We start from the raw sequence: 25,685 nt of genomic DNA, 5'->3' as shown, positions 1-25,685 counted from the left end.
GGCGCGATTTACTGCGCCGACCAGACGGCGAGTTCGTAGCCGTCCGGATCGGTAAAGTGGAATCGCCGCCCGCCGGGGAAGGCGAAGATCGGTTTGACGATGTCCGCCCCCGCAACCTTGGTCCGCCGCTCGGCATCTTCCAGATCATCGGCATAAAGCACGATGAGTGGCCCGCCGGGCTTGGGCGCACCGAACGTTGTGAAGCCGCCCCTCAGCCGGCCGTCGTTGAATTCGCAATAGTCCGGACCGTAATCGGTGAACGTCCAGCCGAACGCCGCACCGTAGAATTGGCGCGAGCGGCCAATATCCGCGACGGCGAGTTCGATATAGTCGATCTTATGGTTGCTGCCGCTATGCGCCATGACGCTGTCCTTTCACGCTTTTTCGAGGAGACCATGAACGCGCGCCGCCCTCGCGATCATCCTGAGGCGAGAATAGACAAAGTTGCAAAATAATGCTAGAACAAAACATGAATATTCGCCACGTGCGGATCGGCTTTGCCCCTGCAAAAAGCGGATCCGGGGGGCGGGAGAGGTACACATGAAAATTTTTTGAAATCAAACTAGTAGAGCAAATATATCAACAATATCAATATGATATACAGCGCCTTAACGATCCCCTTCCCGCGCAGCCAGGAAATTCAGCACGAAATAGGCGGTGAGCAGCACGAACGTCGCGATCGGCATGGTGAGGCCGCCGCGGATCAACAGCGGCATCGTGATCGCCAGCACGGATTTGGCGAGCGCATCGAACAGCCAGAGCACCCCGCCCCAGGCAGCCGTGAGCCATAGCCCGACCGCGGCGATTAGGTCGATGACGCAGAAGAAGATGATGCTGCCGGCGCGGGCATCCGGCACGAGCTGGAAGTCCGGTTGACCGGCATATTGCGGGGCAAGAATAAGCATCCAGGCATAAAGCCCTTGCGCGATCCACAGAACCGACAGGACGCGCATGAACACGATCAGCCAGAACCCCCAGCGTGACGCGGCGGCCTTAGGCCGTTTCAGGGCGATGGCAGCGAGCGGCTGGCTTTCGATATGGACGCGGCTCGGCGCTTTCTGAGTCTTCATGCGCCCACGCCTATATCACCGGACGGGAAATACAAGCTCGTCGTCACCCAACGAGGCAAAATGCGCGTCGACCGCCGCCGGATCGACGGCGTCGAAACTTGCCGGCTGCCAGTGGGGCGCATTGTCCTTATCGACCAGGACGGCGCGGATCCCCTCGTAGAAATCGTGGCCGTGGCAGATGCGCGAGACGATGCGGAACTCCATTTTCATCACATCGGCGAAGGACGCCAGCCCCTTGCCGCGGTGCATTTGCGCCAAGGTGATGGCGAGACTCATCGGCGATTTTGTCCGGATGGTCGCCGCTGTCTTTCGTGCGAATTCCAAGGAAGATGCTTCATCACCTTCCAGTTGCTCGACAATTTTCGACCCGTCATGCAACGACAGAACGGCCTCGATCTGCCGGCAATCATCGCGCAAAGTCGAACCGGGCGGCTTTTCCGCAAAGGCGGCAATCGTGCTGCCCACATCCTTTGCCGCCGCCAGGGCGTCGAACAGGGCGGGAAACTTTGCCGTCGGGACGTAATGGCCGGCGAGGCCAAGGGCCATGGCGTCGGCCAATCTGATCCGACCACCGGTGAGCGCCAGCCAGAAGCCGGAGTGATCGGGTAGCCGCGGCAGGAAATAGCTGGCGCCGACATCCGGAAAGAAGCCGATACCGACCTCGGGCATGGCGAAGAGATAATTGTCCCCAGCCACTTGGTACGAGCCCGGCAGCGACACGCCGGCCCCGCCGCCCATGCAGATGCCGTCGATGAGCGAGACATAGGGTTTGGAATAGGTCTTGATGCGGTGATTGAGGATATATTCCTCGCGCCAGAAGCGCACCGCCTCCTGCTGCCGGCCGACCTTGCCCAGATCGTAGAGCTTGCGGATGTCGCCGCCGGCGCAGAACGCCTTCCCGCCCGCCCCCGTCAGCACGATGTGGCGGACGGATGGGTCAAGCTCCCATTCGTCGAGCGCCTGCGCCATGTCGCGCACCATCGTCAGGGTCAGTGCATTCAGCGCCTTGGGCCGGTTCATGGTGATGACGCCCGCGTGCCCGCGCTTCTCGCAAATGACTTCCGGCTCGCTGGCGCTGTCGTGCATGGGCTGCTCCCGTGGGCTATGAACGGACCGCAGCCGTCGCGGCGCGGTCCGCTCCTTCAATCGGGCTATTTTGCGTGGTGGCCCGGCCTTGTCAAAGCATCCGGGCTCAGCACCGAGTCGAGTTTGGCCTTGTCCATCAGGCCGTGTTCCAGCACGAGATCCGGCACGGGACGCCCGGTGCGCATCGCCTCTCGGGCGATCATGGTCGCGTTCTCATAGCCGAGATAGGGATTGAGCGCCGTCGCAAGACCAGCCGAACTGCGCACTTTCGCCGCCAAGGCCTCCTTGTTGGCCGTAATCCCCTCGACGCAATTGATACGCAGGGTCACGAACGCCGCCTTGAGGTGCTTCAGGCTCTTGAACAGGCTCCAGCCCATGATCGGCTCGAAGGCGTTGAGCTGCAGTTGGCCGGCCTCGGAGGCCATGGTGACAGCAATGTCGTTGCCGATCACTTCGAACGCCACCTGGTTGACCACTTCTGGAATGACCGGATTGACCTTGCCCGGCATGATCGACGAGCCCGCCTGCTTCTCCGGCAGCTTGATTTCGTTCAGGCCGGCCTGCGGCCCGGAAGACAGCAGCCGCAAATCGTTGCAAATCTTGGAAATCTTCGCCGCGATGCGCTTCAGCACGCCGGACAATTGGACGAAGGAGCCGGTGTCCTGCGTCGCCTCGATCAGATTGCCCGCCGTCATGACGTGAATGCCGGATACTTCGATCAGCTTGGCGCACACGATGCGCGCATATTCCGGGTCTGTGTTGATGCCGGTGCCGATCGCCGTCGCGCCGAGATTGATTTCGTTGATCAGCGCGGTCGCCTCGGCAAGCCGGCTTTCGTCCTCGCCGAGCATGACCGCGTAGGTCGAGAATTCTTGCCCCAGCGTCATCGGCACCGCGTCCTGCAATTGGGTGCGGCCCATTTTCAGCACATCGGCGAATTCCTCCGCCTTGGCGGCGAAAGCGCCACGCAGCTCGCCCATGACTTTCAGAAGATCGTGGATCGCGAAGGTCAGGCCGAGCTTGATCGCCGTCGGATAGACGTCATTGGTGCTTTGCGCCATGTTGACGTGATTGTTCGGGTGCAGCTCCTTGTAGTCGCCTTTCGGATGGCCGAGGATTTCGAGTGCCCGATTGGCGATGACCTCATTGGCATTCATGTTGCTCGACGTGCCGGCACCGCCCTGAATGACATCGACCACGAATTGATCATGCAGCGCGCCGCCATTGATTTCGTCGCAGGCCTGGACGATCGCCTGCGCCCGGCGCGCGTCGAGATCGCCGAGTTCGGCATTGGCGAGCGCCGCAGCCTTCTTCACCAGCACCAGCGCCCGTACGAATTCCGGCACGCGGCCGATCGACACGCCGGTGATGGGAAAATTCTCGGTCGCGCGCAGCGTATGCACGCCCCAATAGACATTGGCGGGAACGTCGCGGTCGCCCAAGAGATCGTGCTCGCGGCGGGTGGCGCTGTCGGTGCTCATCTTTTCACTCCCTGGTCATTTATCGTTCGGACCATCACGCCATTTTGCACGGGCGCCACAGTCCGTGAATAATCGGGAAAGGGTATTAGCGAGCGCTCAAACGTCGATGCACGACACACATGGCGAACAGCACCATGGCGAAGGCCTGATGCAGCAGGCCGGCCCCGAGCGGCACCGCCAATACCAGCGTCACAATACCGATCGCGGCCTGCACCAACGCTAGACCGGCCACCGCGACGGCGCGGCGCTGCACCTTCGCCCCGTTGCCAAGGCCGTATGCGGCAAACGCCTGACAGATCGCGAGGATGACGACCAGATAGGCGATCATACGGTGCTGGAATTGCACGGTCACGACATTCTCGAACAGGTTCCGCCACGCCGGTGCGAGCGAAGTGAGGTATTCCGTCGGTGGCACGAAATGCCCGTCCATCATCGGCCAGGTGTTATAGGTCAGCCCGGCCCGCAAACCGGCAACCAGCGCACCAAGGCCGATCTGCACAAAGACCAGCACCAGCACGACACTGGCGAAGTGCCGCACGAAGGCCGACTGACGCTCGGGCTGGCGCGCCTTGGCGATCAGGCCGGTCGCAAGCCAAGTCACATAGCCGAACGTGAAGGAGGCGAGCAGCAAATGCGCGGCCAGCCGGTATTGCGAGACCTCTGTCCGGTCCGCGAGGCCCGACATCACCATGAACCAGCCGAGCAGGCCTTCGCAGCCGATCAACACCGGGATCAGGACCGCCTTGGGCAGCAATTGCCGCGAGAGCTGGCCGCGGAACCAAAACCACAGCAGCGGCAGCAGGGCGACGAGGCCGATGGTGCGGGCCAGCAGGCGATGACTCCATTCCCAATAGAAAATGAACTTGAACCCATCCACGTCCATATCGGGGAAGATCTTGGAATATTGCGGAATCTGCTTGTAGCGTTCGAATTCCGCCGCCCAGGCGTCGGCACTCAAGGGCGGGATGACGCCGGAAATCGGCTTCCATTCGGTGATCGATAGGCCCGATTCCGTGAGCCGGGTCGCGCCGCCGACAACCACGATGGCAAAGATCATGGCCGCGATGCACCACAGCCAGATTTGCACGGCCTTGCCGTCCACGCTTCGGGTGGCTTTGGCTTGAACGCTGCCGGCTATCGCACTCATCTCAAATTCCCGCTTGATCTTCCTCGCCCAGCGGCACACATAGGACGCAAATTCGCCGCCGTCCATCGTCGGCACGTCGCACCCAGCGCCTTTAGCACAGTTGGAGACAATGATGCACAACCGCTTCCGCAAACTGTTCGGCGCGGTCGCGATCGTGCTGTTCGTCATCGTCTATTCGCTGATTGCGCTCGTCCTGGCGCAATCACCATTGGTGCAAAGCTGGCCGAAATGGCTGCAGATTCCCGTCTACGCCCTGCTCGGCCTCGGCTGGATCCTGCCGGTCATGCCGGTCATCCGGTGGATGGAAACGGCCAAGACACCACGCAACACCTAGACCATCAGTTCTTTGACAAGCGGTCACTTCACCCGGCCTGAGGCGCGACTTTTCACGTGATCGATGAAGGCCCGCAGCTTCGGCATCAACTGGCGGTGCGCCGGATAATAGAGGAATACGCCGGACACCTTTGGCGCGAACCGCTCGAGCACGCACGCGAGCTGTCCAGCCTTCACGGACTCGCTTGCGATCGGAGCCGGCAATTGCGCGAGCCCAAGACCTTGAATCGCCGCTCCAAGCAATGTGGGATAATCATGCGCGATGAGCGGTCCCGAAACGATCGCCTCAAGCGCCTTGTTGCGGTCGACAAAAGACCAGGGCGCGATCGACCCGTCCGTGCGGCGAAACCGCAAACAGGCATGGTTGCGCAGATCGTCGACGCGTTCGGGTATTTGGCGCTGACGCAGGTAGTCCGGGCTGCCAACGACCGCGAGCGAGAAGGACGGCGTCAGACGCACCGCGACCATATCGGCAGCGACGAATTGGCCCAGCCGGATACCGGCGTCAAATCCCTCGGCTGCGAGGTCGATAAGCCGCTCGTTCGCGTCGATCTCCACCTCGATCTCGGGATAGGCCTGGCAAAAGGAGGCGATCAGCGGCCCCAAGAGAATGGGCATGACCGCGCGCGGCACCGAAAGGCGCAACACTCCGGCAGGCCGCTGCCCGAGATCGCGCGCGACTTCGCTGGCGACAACGAGTTCCTCGAAAGCCGGCTTTGCGCGCGCCAGGAAGCGCTCGCCCGCCTCTGTCAGGCCGACACTGCGCGTCGTGCGAATGAACAGCGCCGTGCCGATCCGCGCCTCAAGCGCGCGCACCGTCTGACTGATTGCCGACGGCGTGACCCCGAGTTTCGCAGCCGCTTTGCGAAAGCTGCGGTGCTGCGCGACGCTCAGAAACGCTTCAACCCCGTCGAGCGCACCCTGCCGGACTGTTAAGTTCTGCTTCATAGCCCATCGAAATTATCGCGAATAGTCACTCCCAACAAGCAGGCATACATCTCTCCCGAAAATCGAGGCTGCGCCGGAGGCTCGCGAGTCTCGACAGCCGAAGGAGTTTACGAATGTCGCCGACTATCATCTTCAACCTACATCTCGTCCTTGGCTACGTTCCGTGGCTGCTCTGCTTCAGCGCGTATTTCTGGCCGAGGCTCAAGGGGATGGATCCGGTCGAGGCGCAACGCGTCATCGCCATTCTGCACAGCTTCCGCTTCTTCGGTCTGGTCTTTATCATTCCCGGCGTCGTGGGCCCCGATCTCCCCTCCGACTTTGCCCAGTTCGCCGCCTATGGTGACTTCGCAACGGGACTGCTGGCCATCTTGGCGCTTCTCACGATCAGGGTGCGCGCCTTCTTCTGGCCCCTCGTTGCCGCTTACAACGTGGTGGGAGCGGCCGATATCCTGATCGATTACTATCATGGCGCTTTGTACAATCTTCCCGCCTTATCGGGGCAATTAGCCAGCACCTACCTGATCCCGATCATCTATGTGCCATTGCTGATGATCACCCATGTCGCCGCGCTGTATTTGCTCGTGCGGCATCAGTCCAAGAAGGCCGAGACGCTCGCCGGCGATGCGGCCGTGCCTGGGGCCAAAATAGGCTAAGGCACGGCGAAGCAGGAACGCGCCGCGATAGTCAACTTCCTGCGGCAAGTACCAGGCTAGAGCCCGTTATCCTTGAACCAGGCGAGCATTTTGGCCCAGCCATCCTTGGCCGGTCCCTCACGATAGGAGGGCCGATAATCGGCGTTGAAGGCGTGCGGGGTATCCGGGTAGACCACGAACTCGGTCTTCTTGCCCGCCGCGTCCGCCGCCTTTTTCATCGCGTCCAATGTCTCGACCGGAATGCTCTGATCGGCGCCGCCGTACAGACCGAGCACCGGTGCATGCAGGTCGGCGGCTATATCGATCGGATTTTTCGGCTGCAGTGACGTCGTATTGCCGGCGACCCGGCCATACCAGGCAACGGCGGCCTTGAGCGCGGCATTATGCGCGGCGTAAAGCCAGACGATCCGGCCACCCCAGCAAAAGCCGGTGACGCCGAGACGGTCCGTGTCCGCCCCTTCCTCCTTGGCGAAGCGCACGGAGGAATCGAGGTCGCCGAGAACCTGTGCGTCGGCCACTTTCGGCACGATGGTCTGAACGATGGTCTGCATGTCGGCCTTCGTCGCGTCGCCCTCGCGCACATAAAGGTCCGGCGCGATGGCGTAATAACCGGCTTTGGCCAACCGGCGGCAAATGTCCTTGATATGCTCGTGCAGGCCGAAAATCTCCTGCACGACCAGAATGACCGGCGCATGCACATTGCCGGCCGGATAGGCGCGATAGGCCGGCAATTGCATATCCGCGGACGTTATCGTCACCATCCCGTCGGTCAAGCCGGACGAATCGGTTACGATCGTCGCCGCCGCCACTGGCTGTACTGCCAGCGCGAAACCCGCGGCCAACGATCCTGTGACCAAGGTGCGCCGCGCATTGTCGACTGGCTCCAATTGATCGATTTGAGTCATTTGAAATCTTCCTGCGCTGTTCGAAACGCCCCGCGTGATTTGTTCCCGGCCATATGGCAAAGGTGTGACCAACGCAGCATTCGTGGCCACCTGTCAAAATCAAGCCGTGCCACAGATGAACATCCCTCGATCGACAGAGCCGCGGGCTAAGGAGCGTCTAGGGAATGCCTCGGGAGGCATGCCTGTAGCCGCAAGTATCGATCCGTCATACGGAAGCTGCGTGAATCCAAACCTGTGCAGGATGTGACTGATACACCAAAAAGCTGATTTGATCATGCGATCGACGCGCGCCTAGCTTGCGTCATGATGATAATTACGAGCCCGAATCGGCCTGAGAAATACCTTGATCGCATTTCTGATTGTGATCGAGCACTTGACGCCGTGATCCGCGAAATATTTGATGCAGCAGTCGCTGCAGGGTGGAATCCGAGCGAAGTCGCGCATTCGATCAGGATTCTTGCCTATCGTCGACTTCAGTCGGCCACAGGCGACGGAAAGATGGATGCTGAGGCAGATGGCCACGTCATCCCATCAAATTAGGCAGGGTCAGGAAGGGCTCTTGGGGGGGCAATCTTCCGGACTCATTCGTTTCCAAAGCGGCTCAGGACATGCCCGAGGCCTCAGTGGCGTACCGCCGTCGGCACCTGGATAGATTTGTTGAGTTAGGTTGCGCTTATCGGCAGACGGGTATCATTGGCCGAAAATTACTATTGGATGGGGACGCTAGCCATTTGTCCACAAGGACATAAGGCATTGGCGCTCCATTTTGGGGGCAGATGGATATGGGGATCTGGGGGAAAAGATCGGCGACCGACAGGTCGCGCAAGCAGCGTAGCGGCTTTCGTGTCCGCGATCTGTGGAAACATCTTGTCGCGAGTGTGCGGGCTTTCGGCGAGGACACGCGCGGCGTCATCCTGCCGTATGTGACGATCATGCTCGTCGTGATCGTCGGCGTGTCGGTGCTGGCATTGGACGGCGCGCGCTACGTTTCGCTGCAGACGCAATTGCAAAAAGGCACGGACGCGCTCGCCATTGCGGGAGCGGCCGAACTGAACGGTTTTCCCGACGCGATCACGCGCGCGACGGCGGCGATCAACAATACGAACGCAAACTGGGTCTCGAATTCCAGTGTTTTCGGCAGCGGCGCGAATGCCAATGTCACCATTACGAGCATCACATTCTATAGCGGTCTCCCGGCCGGCTCCGTCACCCCGATCCCCTCGAGCTATGTGACGACAGACCCGACTCAGGCGCAGTATGTGCAGGTCACGGCGACGCCGACGGCGATGACAACGATCTTGCCGGCATCGTTTTTCGGTGGCAGCAAATCGCTGACCACCACCGCGGCGGCGGTCGCGGGCCTGACCGAGACGGTCTGCGGTGCGCAACCCCTCTTTGTCTGCAACCCGTTCGAGACAAGCGGGATGACCTATTCGCAGGCGACACAAGCCTTGCTGGACGCCGAAACGACGCTCGTGGGGCATCAGGTGCCGATCACCACCCCTCCCGGAAGCTCCTATACGCCAGGCAATTACGGCTGGCTTCAGCCCGATACCGAAGGGACCAGCAACGAGACGTGCGGCCCGGGCGGACAGACGACCGGCCAGGAACTCGCTGTCGCCCAGCCGGATACATGCACCAATGCACGGACAGTCAACCTGAACCCCGGCGTCAAGACCCCAACGCTGCTCGCGCTCAACATCCGTTTCGATATTTACACCAACTCCTGGAAGAAGTGCAGCAGCGACCCGAATTACGCCCCCGATCAGAACGTGCGCAAGGGCTATACTGGCAGCGGCTGCAACGAAAGCACGAACGGATCTTGGCCACCGGGCTATACGGGTAAATCTCCCTACAGCACCCAGGCCGCCGCCGCACTGCCGGAGGACAATTGCATCCTGGCGGGCACTTGCACATCCTCAGCATATGGCGACGGCAATTGGGTTTGCGGCGATATTTCCTACAAGACGACTGCGACCAGCATCACCGTGTCATTGGGAAAATCGGGGGGGTCGAACATCACGCTCACCTTTGGCTCGACCACCGGGATTTTCCAGGGCATGGGTGTCAATAGTGCCCTCTTTCCGGCGAACACCTATGTATCGCAGCAGCCGACCTCGACAACGGTGACGCTCTCGAATCCGAATCCAAGCCTACTCTCTGTGGTCATTATCCCCTCCGGCACGACGATTACCTTTGCCGGCTATTGGAGCACGGCACATCCGAACGTCGGAGCGCCGACCGGGTGCCAGGGGTCACCCTATTCCTCCATCACGCGTAGCGCCGTCTACAATTACGAAAACACCAATAGCCTCATCAGCAACACGTCGTCAGGCGGGGAGAGCGGCGCGCCCACATGCAGCTCGTCAACTCCCGATACGACAGGCCTGCGCCGCATGCTCATCGTACCCATCATAAACTGCCAAAGCAGCCCCGTGTCGATGAACGGAGCCGCCACCGGCGTCCCGGTCGCGACTTACGGCAAGTTCTTCATGACCCAACCCTACGACGGCACCACGACCTATGCTGAATATCTCGGACGCCTTACGCCGGGTTCGGCTGGTCAGGGCAGCTTGGTGCAGTCGGTGCAACTTTACAGGTGAACTTCACGCCATAGCGCGCGATTTGTAGGACCCGCCACAGCAGGAAATCTCGCGCCATCGCGACTCAAGCGAAATCTAGACAGGCACCGACGTTGGAGCGCCGGTTAATACATTGATTTTCAGCGAGATAAATGGTCGGAGTGGCGGGATTCGAACCCACGACCCCTAGTCCCCCAGACTAGTGCGCTAACCGGGCTGCGCTACACTCCGACTGCGGCCCTTATAGTGAACGCCTCCGGATGATGCAACGCCGCGGCGGCGAAATTTTTGACCGTTCAACAATCTTAGTGGGTGCGCGCCAAGTTCAGCAGGCGCTGACATTCGTCAAGATCGGCGAGAACGGATTCGAGTTTCAGCCTAAGATCGCGAATTTCACCCCGCGCGCGCCGCATCCGCCCCCCATGCGGCTCGAAGCCGCCTTCCTGCTCGTCATCGTCCGGCAGCGCATGGACGATTTGATCCTCGCCCCCCGCCTCGTCCGGCGCGTCGAACAAATCCGTTTCGGCACGCGACGGTGCGCCGGCAGCATCATACCTCATGTCTACTCCGGGCTCGCGGTAGGGCGGCAAGGGTGACGAGGACGCTGCACCGCCCTGGCGCAAGGCGATCACGGCCCGCGCGCCCTGCTCTTTCAAAATGCGCTGAACGCCCTTGATCGTATAGCCTTCGCCGTAGAGCAGATGCCGGATCGCGCGCAGCAGTTCCACATCGTCCGGGCGGTAATAACGGCGGCCGCCGCCGCGTTTCAGCGGCTTGATCTGCGTGAAGCGCGTCTCCCAGAAGCGCAAAACATGCTGCGGCAGGACGAGCTCGTCCGCCACTTCGCTGATGGTGCGGAATGCGTCAGCGCTTTTTTCCATGCGAGACCCCGCTTCTCTTCAAGAATCACTTAAGGTTCAACAAGAGCATAGCGAAGATCGGCGAATCTGTTGATGGAAAATCGCCAGCCAAACGGCGGGCCAACAGCGCCGACAGGTCCAAGGGTCGAAACTCAATTATGGATGGTGTCTGGATGAGGTCAAAAATGGTCATATGCAAGGAGCATTGCGCGGCCGGTACGTCCGTACCGGCAAGCATTGCGACGCGGCAGATGACCATTTTTCACCTCACCGCGAAGCGGCGCGGCGAAATTGACCGACTGCGGCGTCGATGGTCCTAGCAGGACGAATGTCCTGCGTCGGCCCATCTCCTGGCATTCGGGCAATTTGGCCGCGTCCAGATACCATCCATAATTGAGTTTCGACCCTAGTCCTTCAAGCCCTCGACGGACTCGCCGTTGATGCTGGCCTTCAGAATATTGGACGGCTTGAAGACCATCACGCGGCGGGGCGTGATCGGCACTTCGACGCCGGTCTTCGGATTACGGCCGATACGCTCGGACTTGGAGCGCACGACAAAAGAGCCGAACGACGAGAGCTTCACGGTTTCGCCGCGGGCGACGACTTGCGAAATTTCCGACAGAACCGTTTCGACCAGTTCGGCTGATTCGATCCGGCTCAATCCGACGCGCTGATAGACTGCTTCAGCCAAATCCGCGCGGGTGACAGTTTTTCCGGTCGGTGCGCCGTTCTGTTCCTTGCTCATGACCGCCCCTGCTCTTCGAGTTGATAAGCCAATCAATACGCTAGGGTTATAGCCCAGCGCAGCCGGCACGCACAATGTCAAGATACACTATATGACCCTGATTTCACCACCGAATCAAGGCACTCCCCCACGTGAATCCGCCACCCATCGCCTCGATCATCACAAGGTCGCCGGTTTTGATCCGTCCGTCCTCGCGCGCGACGGTGAGCGCCAGGGGGATCGAGGCGGCGGACGTATTGCCGTGCAGGTGCACCGTGGTCACGACTTTCGATGGCGAAATGCCCAACTTTTCGGCGGAGGCATCGATGATCCGTTTATTCGCCTGATGCGGCACGAACCAATCGAGCATGTCGGAAGTCGCGCCGCTCGCGGCATAGGCATCCTTGATCACATCCGTCACCATGCCGACGGCGTGGCGGAAAACCTCTTTGCCTTCCATGCGCAAATGGCCGACCGTCTGGGTCGAGGATGGGCCGCCGTCGACATAGAGCTTGGCACGATGCCGGCCATCCGAGCGCAAATGGCTGGTGATGACACCGCGGTCGGCCAAGGTCCCGGCATTGGTTTGCGCCTCCAGAACCATCGCGCCGGCGCCGTCACCAAACAGCACGCAGGTGGTGCGGTCCTGCCAGTCGAGGATGCGTGAAAAGGTTTCGGCGCCGATCACCAGGGCGCGCTTGTGCGACCCCGAGCGCAGGAACTTGTCCGCCGTCGCCACGGCGAAAACGAAGCCGGAGCAAACCGCCTGCAAATCAAAGGCCACGCCGTGGGTGATGCCGAGCGCCGCCTGGATCTGCGTGGCGGTGGCGGGAAACGTGTAGTCGGGCGTCGAGGTGGCGACGATGATGAGGTCGATATCCGCCGCGGTCAGTTGCGCGTCGGCAAGCGCGGCCTGCGCCGCCTTGGTGCCGAGCATCGAGGTCGTCTCGCCCTCCGCAGCCACATGTCTTTGCCGGATGCCCGTCCGCTGGACGATCCAATCGTCGGTCGTCTCCACCATCGCTTCAAGGTCGTGGTTGGTGACACAGCGCTCCGGCAGATACGACCCCATTCCGCGCACGACGGACCGAAGAACTCCGGATTTTTTTGATGGTGGCATTGTTTCGTCAGCTCTGAAGAAATGGAGGCCGCGTTATTCACTGCGCGGCGTCAACGGTAAAGGCTGGGCGGCCCTCATGCGGAATAGCAAGCGATTCGCGAATCTTGCCAAGCAGTTCGTGCTTGACCATGTCATAGCCCATTTCGATCGCGCTGGCATAGCCGGATGCGTCGGCGCCGCCATGGCTTTTGATGACGACGCCGTCAAGCCCGAGGAAGACGCCGCCATTCGACGCCCGCGGGTCCATCTTGTCCTTGAGGGCCTTGAACGCGCCCTGCGCGAGGAAAAAGCCGATCTTGGCGAGGAGGCTGCGGCTCATGGCGTCACGCAAATATTGCGAGATCTGCTTGGCCGTGCCTTCGGCGGTCTTCAACGCGATATTGCCGGTAAACCCTTCGGTAACCACCACATTGACGGTGCCCTTGCCGATGTCGTCACCCTCGACGAAGCCGCGATAATCGAGATTGCTCCAGGCGGTCTCCTTCAGGATCCGGCCGGCGGCCTTGACCTCTTCGAGCCCCTTGATTTCCTCGACACCGACATTGAGCAGACCGACCGTGGGCTTTTCCAGATCGAACACGATCCGCGCCATCGCCGACCCCATGATGGCAAGATCGACGAGATGCTGGGCATCGGCGCCAATCGTTGCACCCACGTCCAATACGACGGATTCGCCGTGGATGTTGGGCCAAAGCGCCGCAATGGCCGGCCGGTCGATCGGCGCCATCGTGTTGAGGCAGAACTTGGACATGGCCATCAACGCACCGGTGTTGCCGGCCGAAACCGTCGCGTCGGCAACATCGTTTTTGATTGCCTCGATGGCCATCCACATGGACGAGACCCGGCGGCCAGAACGCAGCGCCTGGCTCGGCTTGTCGTCCATCTTGACCGCTACATCCGTATGATAAACCTTCGCTTTCGCGGCCAAGGCCGAGTGCTGGGCAAGCAGCGGCGCGATGATCTTTTCGTCGCCGTAAATATGAAATTCGAGATCGGGACGCCGCTCCAGCGCCAGCGCCGCGCCCGGAATAACGACGGATGGTCCATGGTCGCCGCCCATGGCATCGAGCGCGATGCGAACTACCTTGGCCATTTACTCCGAGACTCCCAGACAAAAGGGTGTTTTTGGCAACCCGTGATAATCACCCCGCGCGACGCGGACAATAGCGGCTTCGGGAGGGAAGGCAAATTCCTTTGAAGAGGTAGCATCACGATTTGTTGCGCTTGTCATTCTTTGCCGGATTGCGGTTTTAACAAGGCGGCGAAGGGCGAGATTTCAGATTCGTCCTCCGGACTCGCGTCCGCCCCACCGGTGAACACCTCCCCCGGCTTGCGCGGATAAGGGTCGAGCGCAAGTGCCAAAAATTCGACAAGCAAGGGTCCAAGGTCGATGCGGCCATTGACGATCGGCTCCGGCGGATCGTCCTCCAGCGCGCCTTCGTGATAATCGATTGCAGATTTCAACTTGGCTTCCGCGGCTTTGCGCGCCGTCTCGACGTCGTCCTGCGGGGCAAAGCGCGCATCGAGCGGCTCGGAGATCTGAGTGTCGAACGGCTCCAGCGATACGACCGAAATATAGGTGACGTCGGCGTGCAAATCCCCTTGCAGGCGCAGCCCGTTCTTGCCCAGCCGAGACAGACGCAGATCCGCGGAAAATGCGGCCAGCCCCTCGAGCCCGAGCGATACCGCGACGGCTGCGCGCTCCGCCTCATCCGCGTCGATCTTGAGATTGAGGCCGCTATCCCTGATCTCATCGACATGGACAGGACGGGTAAAGGCGGGCTCCTGCACGGATTCGCTCGATTGTTTCATGGTCTCCCTCCAGTCTTATACCGCAACGCTGGGCAAGGGCCCGGTCGAAAAAACCTCGATCGGACTTGCTTCGATCATGGCGTTGTAGCGACGGATATAGGCCGTCAACGGTGCGGCAGGGCCCTGCCCCGCCAAAGCGTTGCGGCCAATCGTCTCTTCCAGAACCTTCATATCGGCCGCACCAAGCGCTTCATCATAGGCCCGCGCACGGCCCAGAAAGGCGCCGGTCAGCTTCTTCATGCGCTTGGCGACGCTCACATCGGCATAGCCGAATTCGCGCAGCATGATGTCGAAATGGCGCGCCACCGCGTCGGACAGGTCCTGCGCCATTTCCGGCCCGGGGCTTGGCAGCCGCGACAAGCGGCGCAAAACCAAGGCGGCGTGAAGGGTGAAAATTTCGAACCGGCCCTCGAATGTATCGAACGCGCCACAGTCCAGATAAAGCGCGGGATTGCGGGCCGCCGCCATGATCTCGCCGTGAAGTCGGTCAATGACGTGCTTGTTGGCAGACGTCCGGAACAAACTGAGGATCATGCGTCGCTTCGTACCTTATCGGGCGGCGGTGCCGCCTTGCTTTTCCTTGATCCGGGCGTTACGCACAGCGATCAAGGCTGAGGTCCCATTTAAGAGCCCGGACTATCTTACGCAACATGCACGGACGTGCCACGGAGACAAGAAATGCGGCAAGCGGATGGAATGAAGGTCAAGGGCAAGGCCACCAGGCGGAGGATGTTGGTCGCGTTGGGTCTGACCGGCGTCCTGGCCGCATCGCTCACCGGCTGCCTGCACTACGATGGCGACTATCCGCGCGGCTACATTCAGGACGAGCGCCAGATCTCGCAGGTGAAGCCCGGCCAGACCAAGCAGCAGGTGCTCGCGCTTCTTGGCGATCCCTCTACGACGTCCACGGTCGGCGGCGACGCGTGGTATTATGTCAGCCAGGACATCCACCAGCCATTCGCGTTCTCGGCCCCGACGATCACCGATCAGCGCGTCCTTGCGGTCTATTTCACGCCCAAGACCGGGAAGCTGGAGCGGATCGCTAATTACGGTCTGCAGGACGGCGTGGTCTTCGATTTCATCAGCCGCACCACCCCGACGTCGGGCGGCGACCAGAGCTTCATCAAAAATATGCTCGGCAGCTTCCTGAAGTGGAGCTAAGGTTTAACGAAATAGTGTAATGAATTGAAAGGGCGGGAATCTTCCCGCCCTTTTTGTTCGTTCGTTTTATACCAAAGGTCGCGGAAGCGACCTTTGGACAGCTCTTCATTTTTCGCACTCGCCCTGAAAAGGCGAAAAATGAAGAAAGGAACCAACGGTCACTCTTCGTGACCGTTGGCACTACGAATGGGCGAGGATCGCCAACAGCAGCAACGCGACGATGTTGGTGATTTTGATCGCCGGATTCACCGCAGGGCCCGCTGTATCCTTATAGGGGTCGCCGACAGTATCGCCGGTCACGGAGGCCTTGTGCGCTTCCGATCCCTTGAAATGTTTGACCCCGTCCTTATCGACGAACCCGTCCTCGAAGCTCTTCTTGGCATTGTCCCATGCACCGCCGCCGGAGGTCATGGAGATCGCGACAAAGAGGCCGTTGACGATCACGCCGAGCAGCGAGGCGCCGAGCGCGGCAAAGGCATTGGCTTTCGAACCTGAGATCAGCAGCACGCCAAAATAGGCGACGAACGGCGCCAGCACCGGCAGCAGCGACGGGACGATCATTTCCTTGATCGCCGCCTTGGTCAGCATGTCGACCGCACGGCCGTAATCCGGACGGTCGGTGCCGGCCATGATGCCGGGCTTTTCGCGGAACTGGCGGCGCACTTCCTCCACCACCGATCCGGCCGCGCGCCCGACTGCCGTCATGGCAATGCCGCCGAAGAGATAGGGAATGAGTCCGCCGAAGATCAGACCAGCCACGACGTAGGGATTGGACAGATCAAAGGATACGGTGCCAATGTCCTTGAAATAGGGGGCGCCGGCCTTGCTGAAGGCGGTCAAATCATTGGTATAGGCGGCAAACAGCACCAAGGCGCCGAGGCCAGCCGAGCCGATGGCATAACCCTTGGTCACGGCCTTGGTCGTGTTGCCGACAGCGTCGAGCGCATCGGTCGATTGGCGCACTTCCTTAGGCAGACCGGCCATTTCGGCAATGCCGCCAGCATTGTCCGTGACCGGGCCGAAGGCATCGAGTGCGACGATCATGCCGGCAAGGCCAAGCATGGTCGTTACCGCGACCGCCGTGCCGAACAGGCCGGCAAGCTGATAGGTCGCAATGATGCCGCCCACAATGACCAGCGCCGGCAGAGCGGTCGCTTCCAGCGACATCGCGAGGCCCTGGATGACGTTGGTGCCGTGTCCGGTCACCGACGCCTGGGCGATCGACACGACCGGGCGTTTGCCGGTGCCGGTATAATATTCGGTGATCCAGACGATCAGACCGGTCACCAGGAGACCGACCAAGCCACAGACGAACAGGCTCGTACCGTGGATCGCCACACCATTGGCGGTACCGACCTCGCCCCAGCCGATCAGGGTGGTCGCCAGCGCTAAACCTGCGACCGACAGGACGCCCGTCGCGATCAGGCCCTTATAGAGCGCGCCCATGATCGAGCCGTTGCTGCCCAGTTTCACGAAATAGGTGCCGATAATCGAGGTCACGATGCAGGTCGCGCAAATCGCCAACGGATAGAGCATGGCATTCGTCAGCCCCGGCTGGCCGGCAAAAAAGATAGAGGCCAGGACCATGGTGGCGACCACCGTCACCGCATAGGTCTCGAACAGGTCCGCCGCCATGCCCGCGCAATCGCCGACGTTGTCGCCGACATTGTCCGCGATCGTCGCCGGATTGCGTGGGTCGTCCTCGGGGATGCCAGCTTCCACCTTGCCGACGAGGTCGGCGCCGACGTCGGCGCCCTTGGTGAAGATGCCGCCACCGAGACGCGCGAAGATCGAGATCAGAGATGCCCCGAATCCGAGCGCGACCAACGAATCGATAACTTCGCGATCACCGGTCGCAAGGCCGAGGACTTCGGTGAGATAGGCGTAATAGACCGAGACACCTAGCAGCGCGAGGCCGGCCACCAGCATGCCGGTCACCGCGCCGGATTTGAAGGCGATATCGAGACCGCTTGCCAGCGACTGTGCCGCCGCTTGCGCGGTACGCACATTGGCGCGCACCGACACGTTCATGCCAATGAAGCCCGCCATGCCCGAAAGAATGGCGCCGACCAGGAATCCGATCCCGACTTTCCACCCCAGCAAAAGGCCAAGACCGACGAAAATCACTACGCCGACCATGCCGATGGTCGTATATTGCCGCTTGAGATAGGCCTGCGCCCCTTCCGCCACCGCGCCGGAAATTTCCTGCATGCGTTTGGACCCGGCGTCGGCTGCCATCACCTGCATGATGGTGACGACACCGTACACGATGGACAAAAGCCCACCCAAAATAATCAGCCAAAGTGGATTCATGTGTCTGCAGCCCCTGGTTAACTTTCCTCAAGGCATCTTCCGGCCACTGGCTTCGCTGGGTGCGAATGCCTTTGTTCGCGTACAGGGCCGGCGAACCGGGCGGCATCTTGCAAGAAAGCCCCCTTTAAGGCAACGCGGTTTGCGGAAAAGAAATGGGCGGCCTCGACGGCTTAAATCCTGCGCCGTGGTGGCTTGATAAGTCTCTTGGCGTAGTCTTCAATAAAGAAACGCCTGCCGCGCTCGACAATGATGTGCCCCTCGGCCTCTAATCTTGTCCGCAAATTCGCGAGGCCGCCAGGATATTTCAGATTCAGTTCCCCGTCCTGTTTCAGCATTCGCCAATAGGGCGTAATTCGCTTTGCGCCCATCCGCTCCTCTTCATCCGCGGCTTGGGCAATGATTGCGGCAACAATGCCAGTCGTCACGACGCAGCCGACGGTCGTTTCATATTGCCCGGCAAGCGTTTGCGCGATTTCGCGCGCTGTTGCCAGACGGCCTCTGCGAATCGTCCGGAGAGCCGCCTCGACGGCGCGCGCGGACGGCACCACCATCATCCCCTCGCCCAGCCTGCCGCGCATCTTTGGTGGAATCGGGATGATTCTGGTGTCTTGCGGCAAGGACAGAAGCTTCTCGCGCCACGTTTTCATCACCTGGCCCCCGTGCCCACCCATCAGGCAAGGCAACATATTGGCAGCAAGTGACATTCGACGTCACCAGGATACGGCGGCTTCGCTGGGTTCACTGCACACCAAAGCAGCAACCACGTCCGCCGGCCTACCTTGGCACCACTACGATTCCCTATATTTACCAGCGTGCTAACTGGTCAGAAATGGCTGAATGATTTCTGCGCAAACACCCTCACGCGGCCGTTCGACTCGACGCAGGTGACAGCCCCCGCCTCCAGCACCTCGCCGATTTGCGTCACGGCGATCCCCGCCGCGCGGGCACTGCTTTCGAATGCGGCTGCGCGGGTCGGCGCGACGGCGGCCAACACCTCATAGTCATCGCCGCCCGTGATCACCGCCTCGAACAAATCACCGTCTGAAGCAATGGCGGCACGAACCGCTGGCGAGAGTGGGATTCGCGCGAGCTCGATCCGTCCGCCGGTACCTGAGGCTTTCATCATTTTGGTGACATCGCCGATCAGGCCATCCGAGACATCCATGCCGCCATGTGCCTCGGCGCGCAAAACCTTGCGCAGCCCGACCCGCGGTTGCGGCAGCAAATAGCGGTCGAGAAGATGCGCACAGAATTCCAGCGGCAAAGCATCGATCCAGGCCCGGTCCGCTTCGGCCTTTTGCCGCACGCGCACGCCCAGCGCCGCATCGCCGATCGTGCCGGTGACATAGATCTTGTCGCCAGGCTTGGCGCCGGTGCGCGGCACGATCCAGCCCCGCAGCGCATAGCCCAGGGCCGTGACCGAAATGGTGAGGGGGCCGGGCGTGCGCACCGTGTCGCCGCCGAGCAGCGGAAATTTGAAATCCGCGCTATCTTCGGCAAGGCCCCTGGCGAAACCCGCGAGCCACTCCTCGGTCCAATCGGGCGGCAAGGCAAGGGTGAGCAAAAAGCCTGTCGGCTCTCCCGCCTTTGCGGCCAAGTCGGACAGATTCACCCGCAGCGCCTTGCGCGCAATCTTCTCTGGCGGGTCGTCGGCAAAAAAATGCACCCCGGCCACGAGCGCATCGGTGGTCAGGATCACGTCGTGCCCCGCCGGCGGTTTCAGCAGCGCCGCATCGTCGCGCAGATCGAGCGAACCCGGTCCGGCGATCGGGGCAAAATATTTGGCAATCAGATCATCTTCACTCAGCGACACCGACTCACCCCACAGGTACGAAGCGTTCAACCGTATCACGGAGACAGAACACCCATTGGGGGAGAAAGTTAGGCAATAGTGGATAATTGCGCCGAGGCCCCTAACAGGGGCCGGCAGATCGAAGCAAGACCGCTCCGAATCCTCCTGAATTTCTAAGGTCTTACCGGAAAGATCGCGGCGCCGGCGCATGGATGCGATGGCACGCGCCGGCCTGGTCAATCACCCGCGCCGCGCGATATCCTGGTCGAACTCGCCGCTGCGCAATTGCCGCGCGATCAGATCGAGCACCGCATTGGCCATGCCCGCCTCTTCGCGTTCGAAGAAGGCCGCGGCAACGTCGACATATTCCTTGATCACCACGCGCGCCGGAATGTCGCTCCGCTTCATCAATTCATAGGTCGCCGCGCGGAAGGCGGCACGCAACACGGCTTCGATCCGTCTCAGTGGCCAGCCGTTCTCCAGCGTGTCGTCGATCATCCGGTCGATCGGCCGCTGCAAATCGAGAACACCGCGCACCACGTCGCGAAACAGCGCGAGTTCCGCCTGGTGATATTGTTCGCCCTCGATTTCGGCGGCAATCCAATGGGTTTCGAATTCGGCAAGGCTTTCGTTGATGTCCTTGCCGGTGACGTCCATCTGGTACAGCGCCTGGACAGCGGCGAGGCGCGCGGCAGACCGGTTCAACGCGCTCATGCGTGTGCGCCCAATTTGCGCTTGATGCGCAGGACTGCAAGCGCCGCCCGTGCCGCATCGCCGCCCTTATCGCCTCTCTTGACGTCGGCGCGGGCCCAGGCCTGTTCATCGTTCTCGACGGTGAGAATGCCGTTTCCGATCGGGATGCGGCGCGCGATGCTCAAGCCCATCACCCCGCGCGAGCTCTCATTCGCAACGATTTCAAAATGATAGGTCTCGCCGCGAACGATGCAGCCCAGAACGACGACGCCATCGTAAGGTTTGCCGCGTTGCTCCGCCGCATCGAGCGCGATGGCGACGGTGGAGGGAATTTCGAGGGCGCCCGGTACGGTCAGCACGTCCGCGGTTCCTTGCGCCGCCTCGATCGCCTGGCGGGCGCCGGTCAGGAGCGCCTCGCCGAGCGCATCATAGAAACGAGCTTCGACAATGAGGATGCGGACGCCCGGAAGGGGTTCGACCGGCGTTTGGACACGTTGCGGTTCAGCCATAACACATATTGCTCTGATCAAGGGGTTGTTGGGCGATTGACTAGCCCGGCAGCGCCGCAAGAGCAAGCGTTATAGGAGTTGCACAAGTTCCGGCAGGACGGGAGATCGGCGGTCGCCGCGCGGAACGATCAGCTCTCTTTCGCCTCGATCAGCCGCGCGGCATAGCGTGCCATCTGATCGACTTCGATGTTGAGCTTGTCGCCGGTCTTATAGCCACCCCATGTCGTGACCGCCAAAGTATGCGGGATGATGAGCACCGTAAAAACGTCGTTCTCGACGCCGTTGACGGTCAGCGAGGTGCCATCGAGTGCCACCGAGCCCTTCTCGGCGATGAATTTTGCCAGCTCCTTCGGAGCGCGGATCTCGAAATGCGCCATGCCGTCGAAGTCGCGGCGGCTGACGATTTCAGCGACCCCGTCCACGTGGCCGGAGACAAGATGACCGCCGAGTTCGTCGCCGATCTTCAACGAGCGTTCCAGATTGATCCGCCGGCCCGGCCTCCATGCGCCAACCGTGGTGCGCGCCAAGGTTTCCGCCGCGGCATCGACATCAAAGAAGGTGCGGTTGCCTGACGTGCCGATCTCGACCGCGGTCAGACAGGGGCCGGAACAGGCGATCGAGGCGCCAAGAGCGATCGTATGCGCCTCATACTGGCAGGCGATACGAATCCGTTTCAAGTCCCCCAAAGTCTCGACCGAGACAACTTCACCCAGGTCCGAAACAAGTCCAGTAAACATGTCAAACTATCCGATGGTAGAGATCGAGCCGGTCGGCGCCGATCATGTGATGTTCCGCGGCTCGGTAGCGCGCCGGATCGGCAAGGATCGCGCGCGCGGTGGCGCTTAATGCCGGATACCCCTGGCGCTCAAGCCTTTTGGGCGAGGTGAACAGGCCAACCTCGTCGGCGAATCCCTGTTCGATCAGCGCCGCGCCCACCCGCGGCCCGCCCTCGCTGAAAACGCGTGTCAGGCGCCGTTGCGCCAAAGCCTTCAGAACCGCGGACAAGTCGAGGCCGCACGAGCCGGACGACACGCGCATCACGTCAGCTCCCGCGTCCTTGAGTCTTGCTTCGGCTTCGACAGAGGCATCAGCTCCCGCGACAATCAAAACCGGCGCCTCATGGACTGAGGCAATCAACCGCGCAGCCAGCGGCATGCGCAAATGCGTGTCGAGGACGACGCGCAGGAGCTTCTTGCCGTCCATGCCCGCGAGCCGCACGTTCATCTGCGGGTCGTCGGCTAAAACGGTGCCGATGCCGACCAGAATGGCGTCGTGCATCGCGCGGACGACATGGACATAGGCATTCGCCGCTTCGCCGGTGATCATCAATCTTGGATCGTCATCGGCCCCTGCGGCATAAAGGTCGGCGGTCTGCGCGAGTTTCAGCGTCAACATCGGCCGCCCTTCGGTCACCCGCAAAATGTGGCCCAGATTGGCCCGGCGCGCCTCTTCGGCCAAGACCCCCGCGACGACTTCGAGTCCCGCGTCCCGCAGGCACTGGTGCCCTGACCCTGCAACCCTTTTGTCAGGATCCTCGATCGCCGAGACGACCCGCACGAGACCGGCCTCGATGATAAGTTGCGTGCACGCGCGCGCGTGGCCATGATCGTGATTGCAAGGCTCCAGCGTGACATAAAGGGTCGCGCCGCGCGCCGCATTGCCCGCGTCACGGATAGCCTCCGCCTCGGCATGGGGGCCGCGCGCCGGTTGGGTGAAACCGCGGCCGACGATCACGCCGTCCTTCACGACAAGCGCACCGACCGCCGGATTGGGCGACGTCTGTCCAAGGCCGCGCCGGCCCAGGTTGAGCGCCGCAGCCATGAACCGTACATCCGGATCAGACGAACTCACACCGCCCCCTCGGACGGCTCGCGGGACAATTCGCCGATGAATGCCCCGAAATCCTGCATGTCGCCGAAATCCCGATAGACCGAGGCAAAGCGCACATAGGCGACGTGGTCGACCCCCTTGAGCGCCTCCATCACCAGTTCGCCGATTTGGTCCGAGGTGACGTCGGCCTCGCCCATGCTCTCCAATTGCCGCACGATGCCGCTGACCAACCGTTCGATCCGCTCGGGCTCGACGGGGCGCTTGCGCAAGGCGATCTGCACGGAGCGTTGCAGTTTATCGCGGTCGAACGGCACGCGGCGGCCCGACTTTTTCATCACATGGAGCTCGCGCAATTGCACGCGCTCAAAGGTGGTGAACCGGCCGCCGCAGTCCGGGCAGACGCGGCGGCGGCGGATCGAGGCCGAATCTTCCGCCGGCCGCGAATCCTTCACCTGGGTATCAAGGCTGCCGCAATAAGGGCATCGCATCCGTGTTTTCCATTAGGCATAGATCGGGAAGCGCTTGGTCAGTGCATGCACCCGTGCCTTCACGCTTTCCTCAACCTTTGTATTGTCCTCGCCGTTCTTGGCAAGGCCGTCCAGCGTTTCGACGATCAAATCGGCCACTTCCTTGAACTCCGCCGTGCCGAACCCACGCGACGTCGCCGCCGGCGAGCCGACGCGGATGCCGGAGGTGATGGTCGGCTTTTCCGGATCGAACGGCACGCCGTTCTTGTTGCAGGTGATATGGGCGCGGCCGAGGGTCGCTTCCGCCGCCTTGCCGGTCAGCTTCTTCGGACGCATATCGACCAGCATCAGATGATTGTCGGTGCCGCCCGAGACGATATCGAGCCCGCCGGCCTTGAGCGTCTCGGCCAGGATCTTGGCATTCGCCACCACCTGATGGGCGTAAGCCTTGAAATCCTCGGTCAAGGCTTCGCCGAACGCGACCGCCTTGGCAGCAATCACATGCATCAGCGGGCCGCCCTGCAGGCCGGGGAAAACGGCCGAATTGATCTTCTTGGCGAGCGCTTCGTCATTGGTGAGGATGATGCCACCGCGCGGGCCGCGCAGGGTCTTGTGGGTGGTCGAACTCGCGACGTGGGCATGCGGGAACGGCGAGGGATGCGAACCGCCCGCGACCAGGCCGGCAAAATGCGCCATGTCGACGAAGAAATAGGCGCCGACCGCATCGGCGATCTGGCGGAACTTCGCAAAATCCCAGTGGCGCGAATAGGCGGAGCCCCCGGCGACGATCACCTTCGGCTTGTGCTCATGGGCAAGACGCTCGACCATGTCCATGTCGACGGTCTGATCCGATTGCTTGACCGTGTAGCTGACCGCCTTGAACCATTTACCTGACATATTGACCGGCGAGCCGTGGGTGAGATGGCCGCCAGCCGCAAGGTCGAGGCCCAGGAACGTGTCGCCGGGCTGCATGAGCGCCATGAACACGGCCTGGTTGGCCTGGCTGCCGGAATTCGGCTGCACATTGGCGAACTTGCAGTCGAACAAACGCGTGACGCGCTCGATTGCCAGATTCTCAGCAATATCAACAAATTGGCAACCGCCATAATAGCGGCGGCCAGGATAGCCCTCCGCATATTTGTTGGTCATGACCGAGCCTTGAGCCTCGAGCACCGCCCTGGAAACGATATTCTCCGACGCGATCAATTCGATTTCGTCGCGTTGACGGCCCAATTCGAGATTGATCGCCCGGGCGATCTCCGGATCGGCCTCTGCCAGAGTGGCGCCAAAGAACGAATTGGAAAGAGAGCGTTGCGACGTCATGCTGATCCTCACGAAATGGGCCCGATCCGCCCGTTGCAGGCCATACCAAAACTGCGGGCTGTTCGCTAGCATGAGTCTGCGCGGCGCACCAAGCTGCACTGGATGCGACGCGTTTTGAAAATTTTGCTGCCAAAACCGAAAAACCCGGCACCTTGCGGCGCCGGGCTTTTTCGTTCATCGATCGAAGGTCTGACTTACAGTTGTTCGCCTTTCAGCACCTTATTGCACTGGCTCCAATATTGCGGCCACTTCAAACCGCCGGTTTGACCATTGGACTTGTTGACTTTCCACTGTGCTCCACAGGTCTTGATGCGTTGCTGCTCGGGCGGAAAGCTCGCGAATTGCGGGTCAACGGCACGGGGGAACCCAGCATTGCCGGTCTGAACCGGCGCAGCCGGAGCGGCAGTCGGTGCCTGCGCGGGCTTAGTCTTGTTCCAGAACGACGGCTTGGCGGGGGCCGGCGCTGCAGGTGCCGGTGCCGCGGGGGCCGGAGCGGCCTGCTGTTGCGGTGCGGGCGCCGCCGGGGCCGGAGCCTGTGCGGGTGCAGGCGCCGCCGCACCACCGGCCGAACAGGTCGCCACATAATCCTTTTGCTTCAAGTTCGGCGGATTCAATGTGCCATTGGCTTTCATCGCCCGCCATTGATCGCGGCACGCGGTCTTGCTTTCGGCGTTGGCGCCGCCTGTCGCGGCAAAACCAATAATTGCGGCCAAGGCGGCTGAGCTCAATGCAATTTTGAACGTATTCATTGCAAACACCCCTCTAAGAATATCGCAGGCGAGGCAGCCCTCCCGAGAGCCCTTACTTGCCTGGGCAAAAAGTCGTCGAAACAAATTGCTTCGTCAATCCGCTTTCGACCACTTTCCTGATCTTTGT

General features: G+C 61.3%; 27 protein-coding genes and 1 tRNA gene. 4 read left to right on the top strand and 24 right to left on the bottom strand.

Going from position 1 to position 25,685, the window contains the following annotated elements; translation table 11 throughout:
- Positions 1-8: 8 nt before the first annotated feature.
- The 5 genes from V9T28_RS08555 to V9T28_RS08535 all read right to left on the bottom strand — a co-directional run bounded on the left by V9T28_RS08555 (position 9) and on the right by V9T28_RS08535 (position 4,784).
- Positions 9-362: a VOC family protein gene (locus V9T28_RS08555; protein ID WP_116398574.1), complete on the bottom strand. Its 354-nt coding sequence runs from the start codon at positions 360-362 to the stop codon at positions 9-11.
- A 246-nt stretch (positions 363-608) separates the two neighbouring features.
- On the bottom strand, positions 609-1,070 hold the full coding sequence (locus V9T28_RS08550) for a DUF6163 family protein (RefSeq protein WP_116398573.1): 462 nt from the start codon (positions 1,068-1,070) through the stop codon (positions 609-611).
- Positions 1,071-1,085: 15 nt separating this feature from the next.
- Positions 1,086-2,156 carry an enoyl-CoA hydratase/isomerase family protein gene (locus V9T28_RS08545; protein WP_116398572.1) on the bottom strand — a complete coding sequence of 357 codons (1,071 nt, stop codon included), beginning with the start codon at positions 2,154-2,156 and terminating at the stop codon, positions 1,086-1,088.
- A gap of 65 nt (positions 2,157-2,221) precedes the next feature.
- Positions 2,222-3,637 carry an aspartate ammonia-lyase gene (gene aspA, locus V9T28_RS08540; protein WP_116398571.1) on the bottom strand — a complete coding sequence of 472 codons (1,416 nt, stop codon included), beginning with the start codon at positions 3,635-3,637 and terminating at the stop codon, positions 2,222-2,224.
- A gap of 85 nt (positions 3,638-3,722) precedes the next feature.
- The gene (locus V9T28_RS08535; RefSeq protein WP_116399766.1) at positions 3,723-4,784 is read right to left on the bottom strand and encodes a COX15/CtaA family protein; all 1,062 of its coding nucleotides are present in this window, start codon (positions 4,782-4,784) and stop codon (positions 3,723-3,725) included.
- Between the two features lie 112 nt (positions 4,785-4,896).
- Here V9T28_RS08535 and V9T28_RS08530 point away from each other — a divergent pair, with 112 nt between their 5' ends.
- Positions 4,897-5,118 (top strand): DUF2842 domain-containing protein, encoded by a 222-nt coding sequence (locus V9T28_RS08530; protein ID WP_116398570.1) that lies wholly within the window; start codon positions 4,897-4,899, stop codon positions 5,116-5,118.
- Between the two features lie 23 nt (positions 5,119-5,141).
- Here the strand turns inward: V9T28_RS08530 and V9T28_RS08525 are convergent, their stop codons facing one another.
- Positions 5,142-6,065, bottom strand: a complete 924-nt coding sequence (locus V9T28_RS08525; RefSeq protein WP_116398569.1) for a LysR family transcriptional regulator — start codon at positions 6,063-6,065, stop codon at positions 5,142-5,144.
- A 113-nt stretch (positions 6,066-6,178) separates the two neighbouring features.
- Here V9T28_RS08525 and V9T28_RS08520 point away from each other — a divergent pair, with 113 nt between their 5' ends.
- Positions 6,179-6,718, top strand: a complete 540-nt coding sequence (locus tag V9T28_RS08520; RefSeq protein WP_116398568.1) for a hypothetical protein — start codon at positions 6,179-6,181, stop codon at positions 6,716-6,718.
- 56 nt (positions 6,719-6,774) lie between these two features.
- Here V9T28_RS08520 and V9T28_RS08515 read toward each other — a convergent pair whose 3' ends face one another.
- Positions 6,775-7,623: a dienelactone hydrolase family protein gene (locus tag V9T28_RS08515; protein ID WP_116398567.1), complete on the bottom strand. Its 849-nt coding sequence runs from the start codon at positions 7,621-7,623 to the stop codon at positions 6,775-6,777.
- Between the two features lie 782 nt (positions 7,624-8,405).
- On the opposite strand from V9T28_RS08515, the gene V9T28_RS08510 reads away from it, so the two are divergent.
- Positions 8,406-10,226, top strand: a complete 1,821-nt coding sequence (locus V9T28_RS08510) for a Tad domain-containing protein (RefSeq protein ID WP_158554666.1) — start codon at positions 8,406-8,408, stop codon at positions 10,224-10,226.
- Between the two features lie 132 nt (positions 10,227-10,358).
- Here V9T28_RS08510 and V9T28_RS08505 read toward each other — a convergent pair.
- From V9T28_RS08505 to V9T28_RS08475, 7 genes are all read right to left on the bottom strand, one after another.
- Positions 10,359-10,436, bottom strand: a tRNA-Pro gene (locus V9T28_RS08505).
- 74 nt (positions 10,437-10,510) lie between these two features.
- Positions 10,511-11,086 carry a MerR family transcriptional regulator gene (locus tag V9T28_RS08500; RefSeq protein ID WP_116398565.1) on the bottom strand — a complete coding sequence of 192 codons (576 nt, stop codon included), beginning with the start codon at positions 11,084-11,086 and terminating at the stop codon, positions 10,511-10,513.
- A gap of 385 nt (positions 11,087-11,471) precedes the next feature.
- Entirely contained in the window at positions 11,472-11,810 is a 339-nt protein-coding gene (locus tag V9T28_RS08495; protein WP_116398563.1) for an integration host factor subunit alpha, read from the bottom strand.
- 103 nt (positions 11,811-11,913) lie between these two features.
- On the bottom strand, positions 11,914-12,909 hold the full coding sequence (locus V9T28_RS08490; protein WP_116398562.1) for a beta-ketoacyl-ACP synthase III: 996 nt from the start codon (positions 12,907-12,909) through the stop codon (positions 11,914-11,916).
- A gap of 37 nt (positions 12,910-12,946) precedes the next feature.
- On the bottom strand, positions 12,947-14,002 hold the full coding sequence (gene plsX / locus V9T28_RS08485; protein ID WP_116398561.1) for a phosphate acyltransferase PlsX: 1,056 nt from the start codon (positions 14,000-14,002) through the stop codon (positions 12,947-12,949).
- 134 nt (positions 14,003-14,136) lie between these two features.
- Complete coding sequence (locus V9T28_RS08480) at positions 14,137-14,721, bottom strand: YceD family protein (protein ID WP_116398560.1); 585 nt, start codon at positions 14,719-14,721, stop codon at positions 14,137-14,139.
- Positions 14,722-14,736: 15 nt separating this feature from the next.
- On the bottom strand, positions 14,737-15,255 hold the full coding sequence (locus V9T28_RS08475; protein ID WP_245423824.1) for a ubiquinol-cytochrome C chaperone family protein: 519 nt from the start codon (positions 15,253-15,255) through the stop codon (positions 14,737-14,739).
- Between the two features lie 144 nt (positions 15,256-15,399).
- On the opposite strand from V9T28_RS08475, the gene V9T28_RS08470 reads away from it, so the two are divergent.
- Positions 15,400-15,882, top strand: coding sequence for an outer membrane protein assembly factor BamE (locus V9T28_RS08470; RefSeq protein ID WP_245423823.1), 483 nt, complete (start codon positions 15,400-15,402; stop codon positions 15,880-15,882).
- 180 nt (positions 15,883-16,062) lie between these two features.
- Here the strand turns inward: V9T28_RS08470 and V9T28_RS08465 are convergent, their stop codons facing one another.
- From V9T28_RS08465 to V9T28_RS08420, 10 genes are all read right to left on the bottom strand, one after another.
- On the bottom strand, positions 16,063-18,195 hold the full coding sequence (locus V9T28_RS08465; RefSeq protein ID WP_116398559.1) for a sodium-translocating pyrophosphatase: 2,133 nt from the start codon (positions 18,193-18,195) through the stop codon (positions 16,063-16,065).
- 170 nt (positions 18,196-18,365) lie between these two features.
- A complete protein-coding gene (locus tag V9T28_RS08460) occupies positions 18,366-18,842 on the bottom strand; it encodes an MGMT family protein (RefSeq protein WP_199499915.1) in 477 nt (158 codons plus the stop codon).
- Between the two features lie 176 nt (positions 18,843-19,018).
- Entirely contained in the window at positions 19,019-20,008 is a 990-nt protein-coding gene (gene thiL, locus V9T28_RS08455; RefSeq protein ID WP_245423821.1) for a thiamine-phosphate kinase, read from the bottom strand.
- Positions 20,009-20,227: 219 nt separating this feature from the next.
- Entirely contained in the window at positions 20,228-20,701 is a 474-nt protein-coding gene (nusB, locus tag V9T28_RS08450; protein ID WP_116398558.1) for a transcription antitermination factor NusB, read from the bottom strand.
- Positions 20,698-21,189, bottom strand: a complete 492-nt coding sequence (gene ribH, locus V9T28_RS08445; protein ID WP_116398557.1) for a 6,7-dimethyl-8-ribityllumazine synthase — start codon at positions 21,187-21,189, stop codon at positions 20,698-20,700. The genes nusB and ribH overlap by 4 nt, the downstream gene beginning before the upstream one ends.
- A 128-nt stretch (positions 21,190-21,317) precedes the next feature.
- Positions 21,318-21,926 (bottom strand): riboflavin synthase, encoded by a 609-nt coding sequence (locus V9T28_RS08440; RefSeq protein ID WP_116398556.1) that lies wholly within the window; start codon positions 21,924-21,926, stop codon positions 21,318-21,320.
- Position 21,927: 1 nt separating this feature from the next.
- Entirely contained in the window at positions 21,928-23,040 is a 1,113-nt protein-coding gene (gene ribD, locus V9T28_RS08435; RefSeq protein ID WP_245423819.1) for a bifunctional diaminohydroxyphosphoribosylaminopyrimidine deaminase/5-amino-6-(5-phosphoribosylamino)uracil reductase RibD, read from the bottom strand.
- On the bottom strand, positions 23,037-23,507 hold the full coding sequence (gene nrdR / locus V9T28_RS08430; RefSeq protein ID WP_116398554.1) for a transcriptional regulator NrdR: 471 nt from the start codon (positions 23,505-23,507) through the stop codon (positions 23,037-23,039). Before nrdR ends, ribD begins: the two co-directional genes overlap by 4 nt.
- Positions 23,508-23,519: 12 nt before the next feature.
- Positions 23,520-24,809 (bottom strand): serine hydroxymethyltransferase, encoded by a 1,290-nt coding sequence (gene glyA, locus V9T28_RS08425; RefSeq protein ID WP_116398553.1) that lies wholly within the window; start codon positions 24,807-24,809, stop codon positions 23,520-23,522.
- A gap of 194 nt (positions 24,810-25,003) precedes the next feature.
- Positions 25,004-25,558: a hypothetical protein gene (locus V9T28_RS08420; RefSeq protein ID WP_158554665.1), complete on the bottom strand. Its 555-nt coding sequence runs from the start codon at positions 25,556-25,558 to the stop codon at positions 25,004-25,006.
- Positions 25,559-25,685 lie beyond the last annotated feature (127 nt).

The sequence above is a fragment of the Methylovirgula sp. 4M-Z18 genome (assembly GCF_037890675.1).
Taxonomy (GTDB): domain Bacteria; phylum Pseudomonadota; class Alphaproteobacteria; order Rhizobiales; family Beijerinckiaceae; genus 4M-Z18.
Note: the sequence above shows the minus strand (reverse complement) of the source record. Positions and strands in the feature narration are given on the sequence as shown.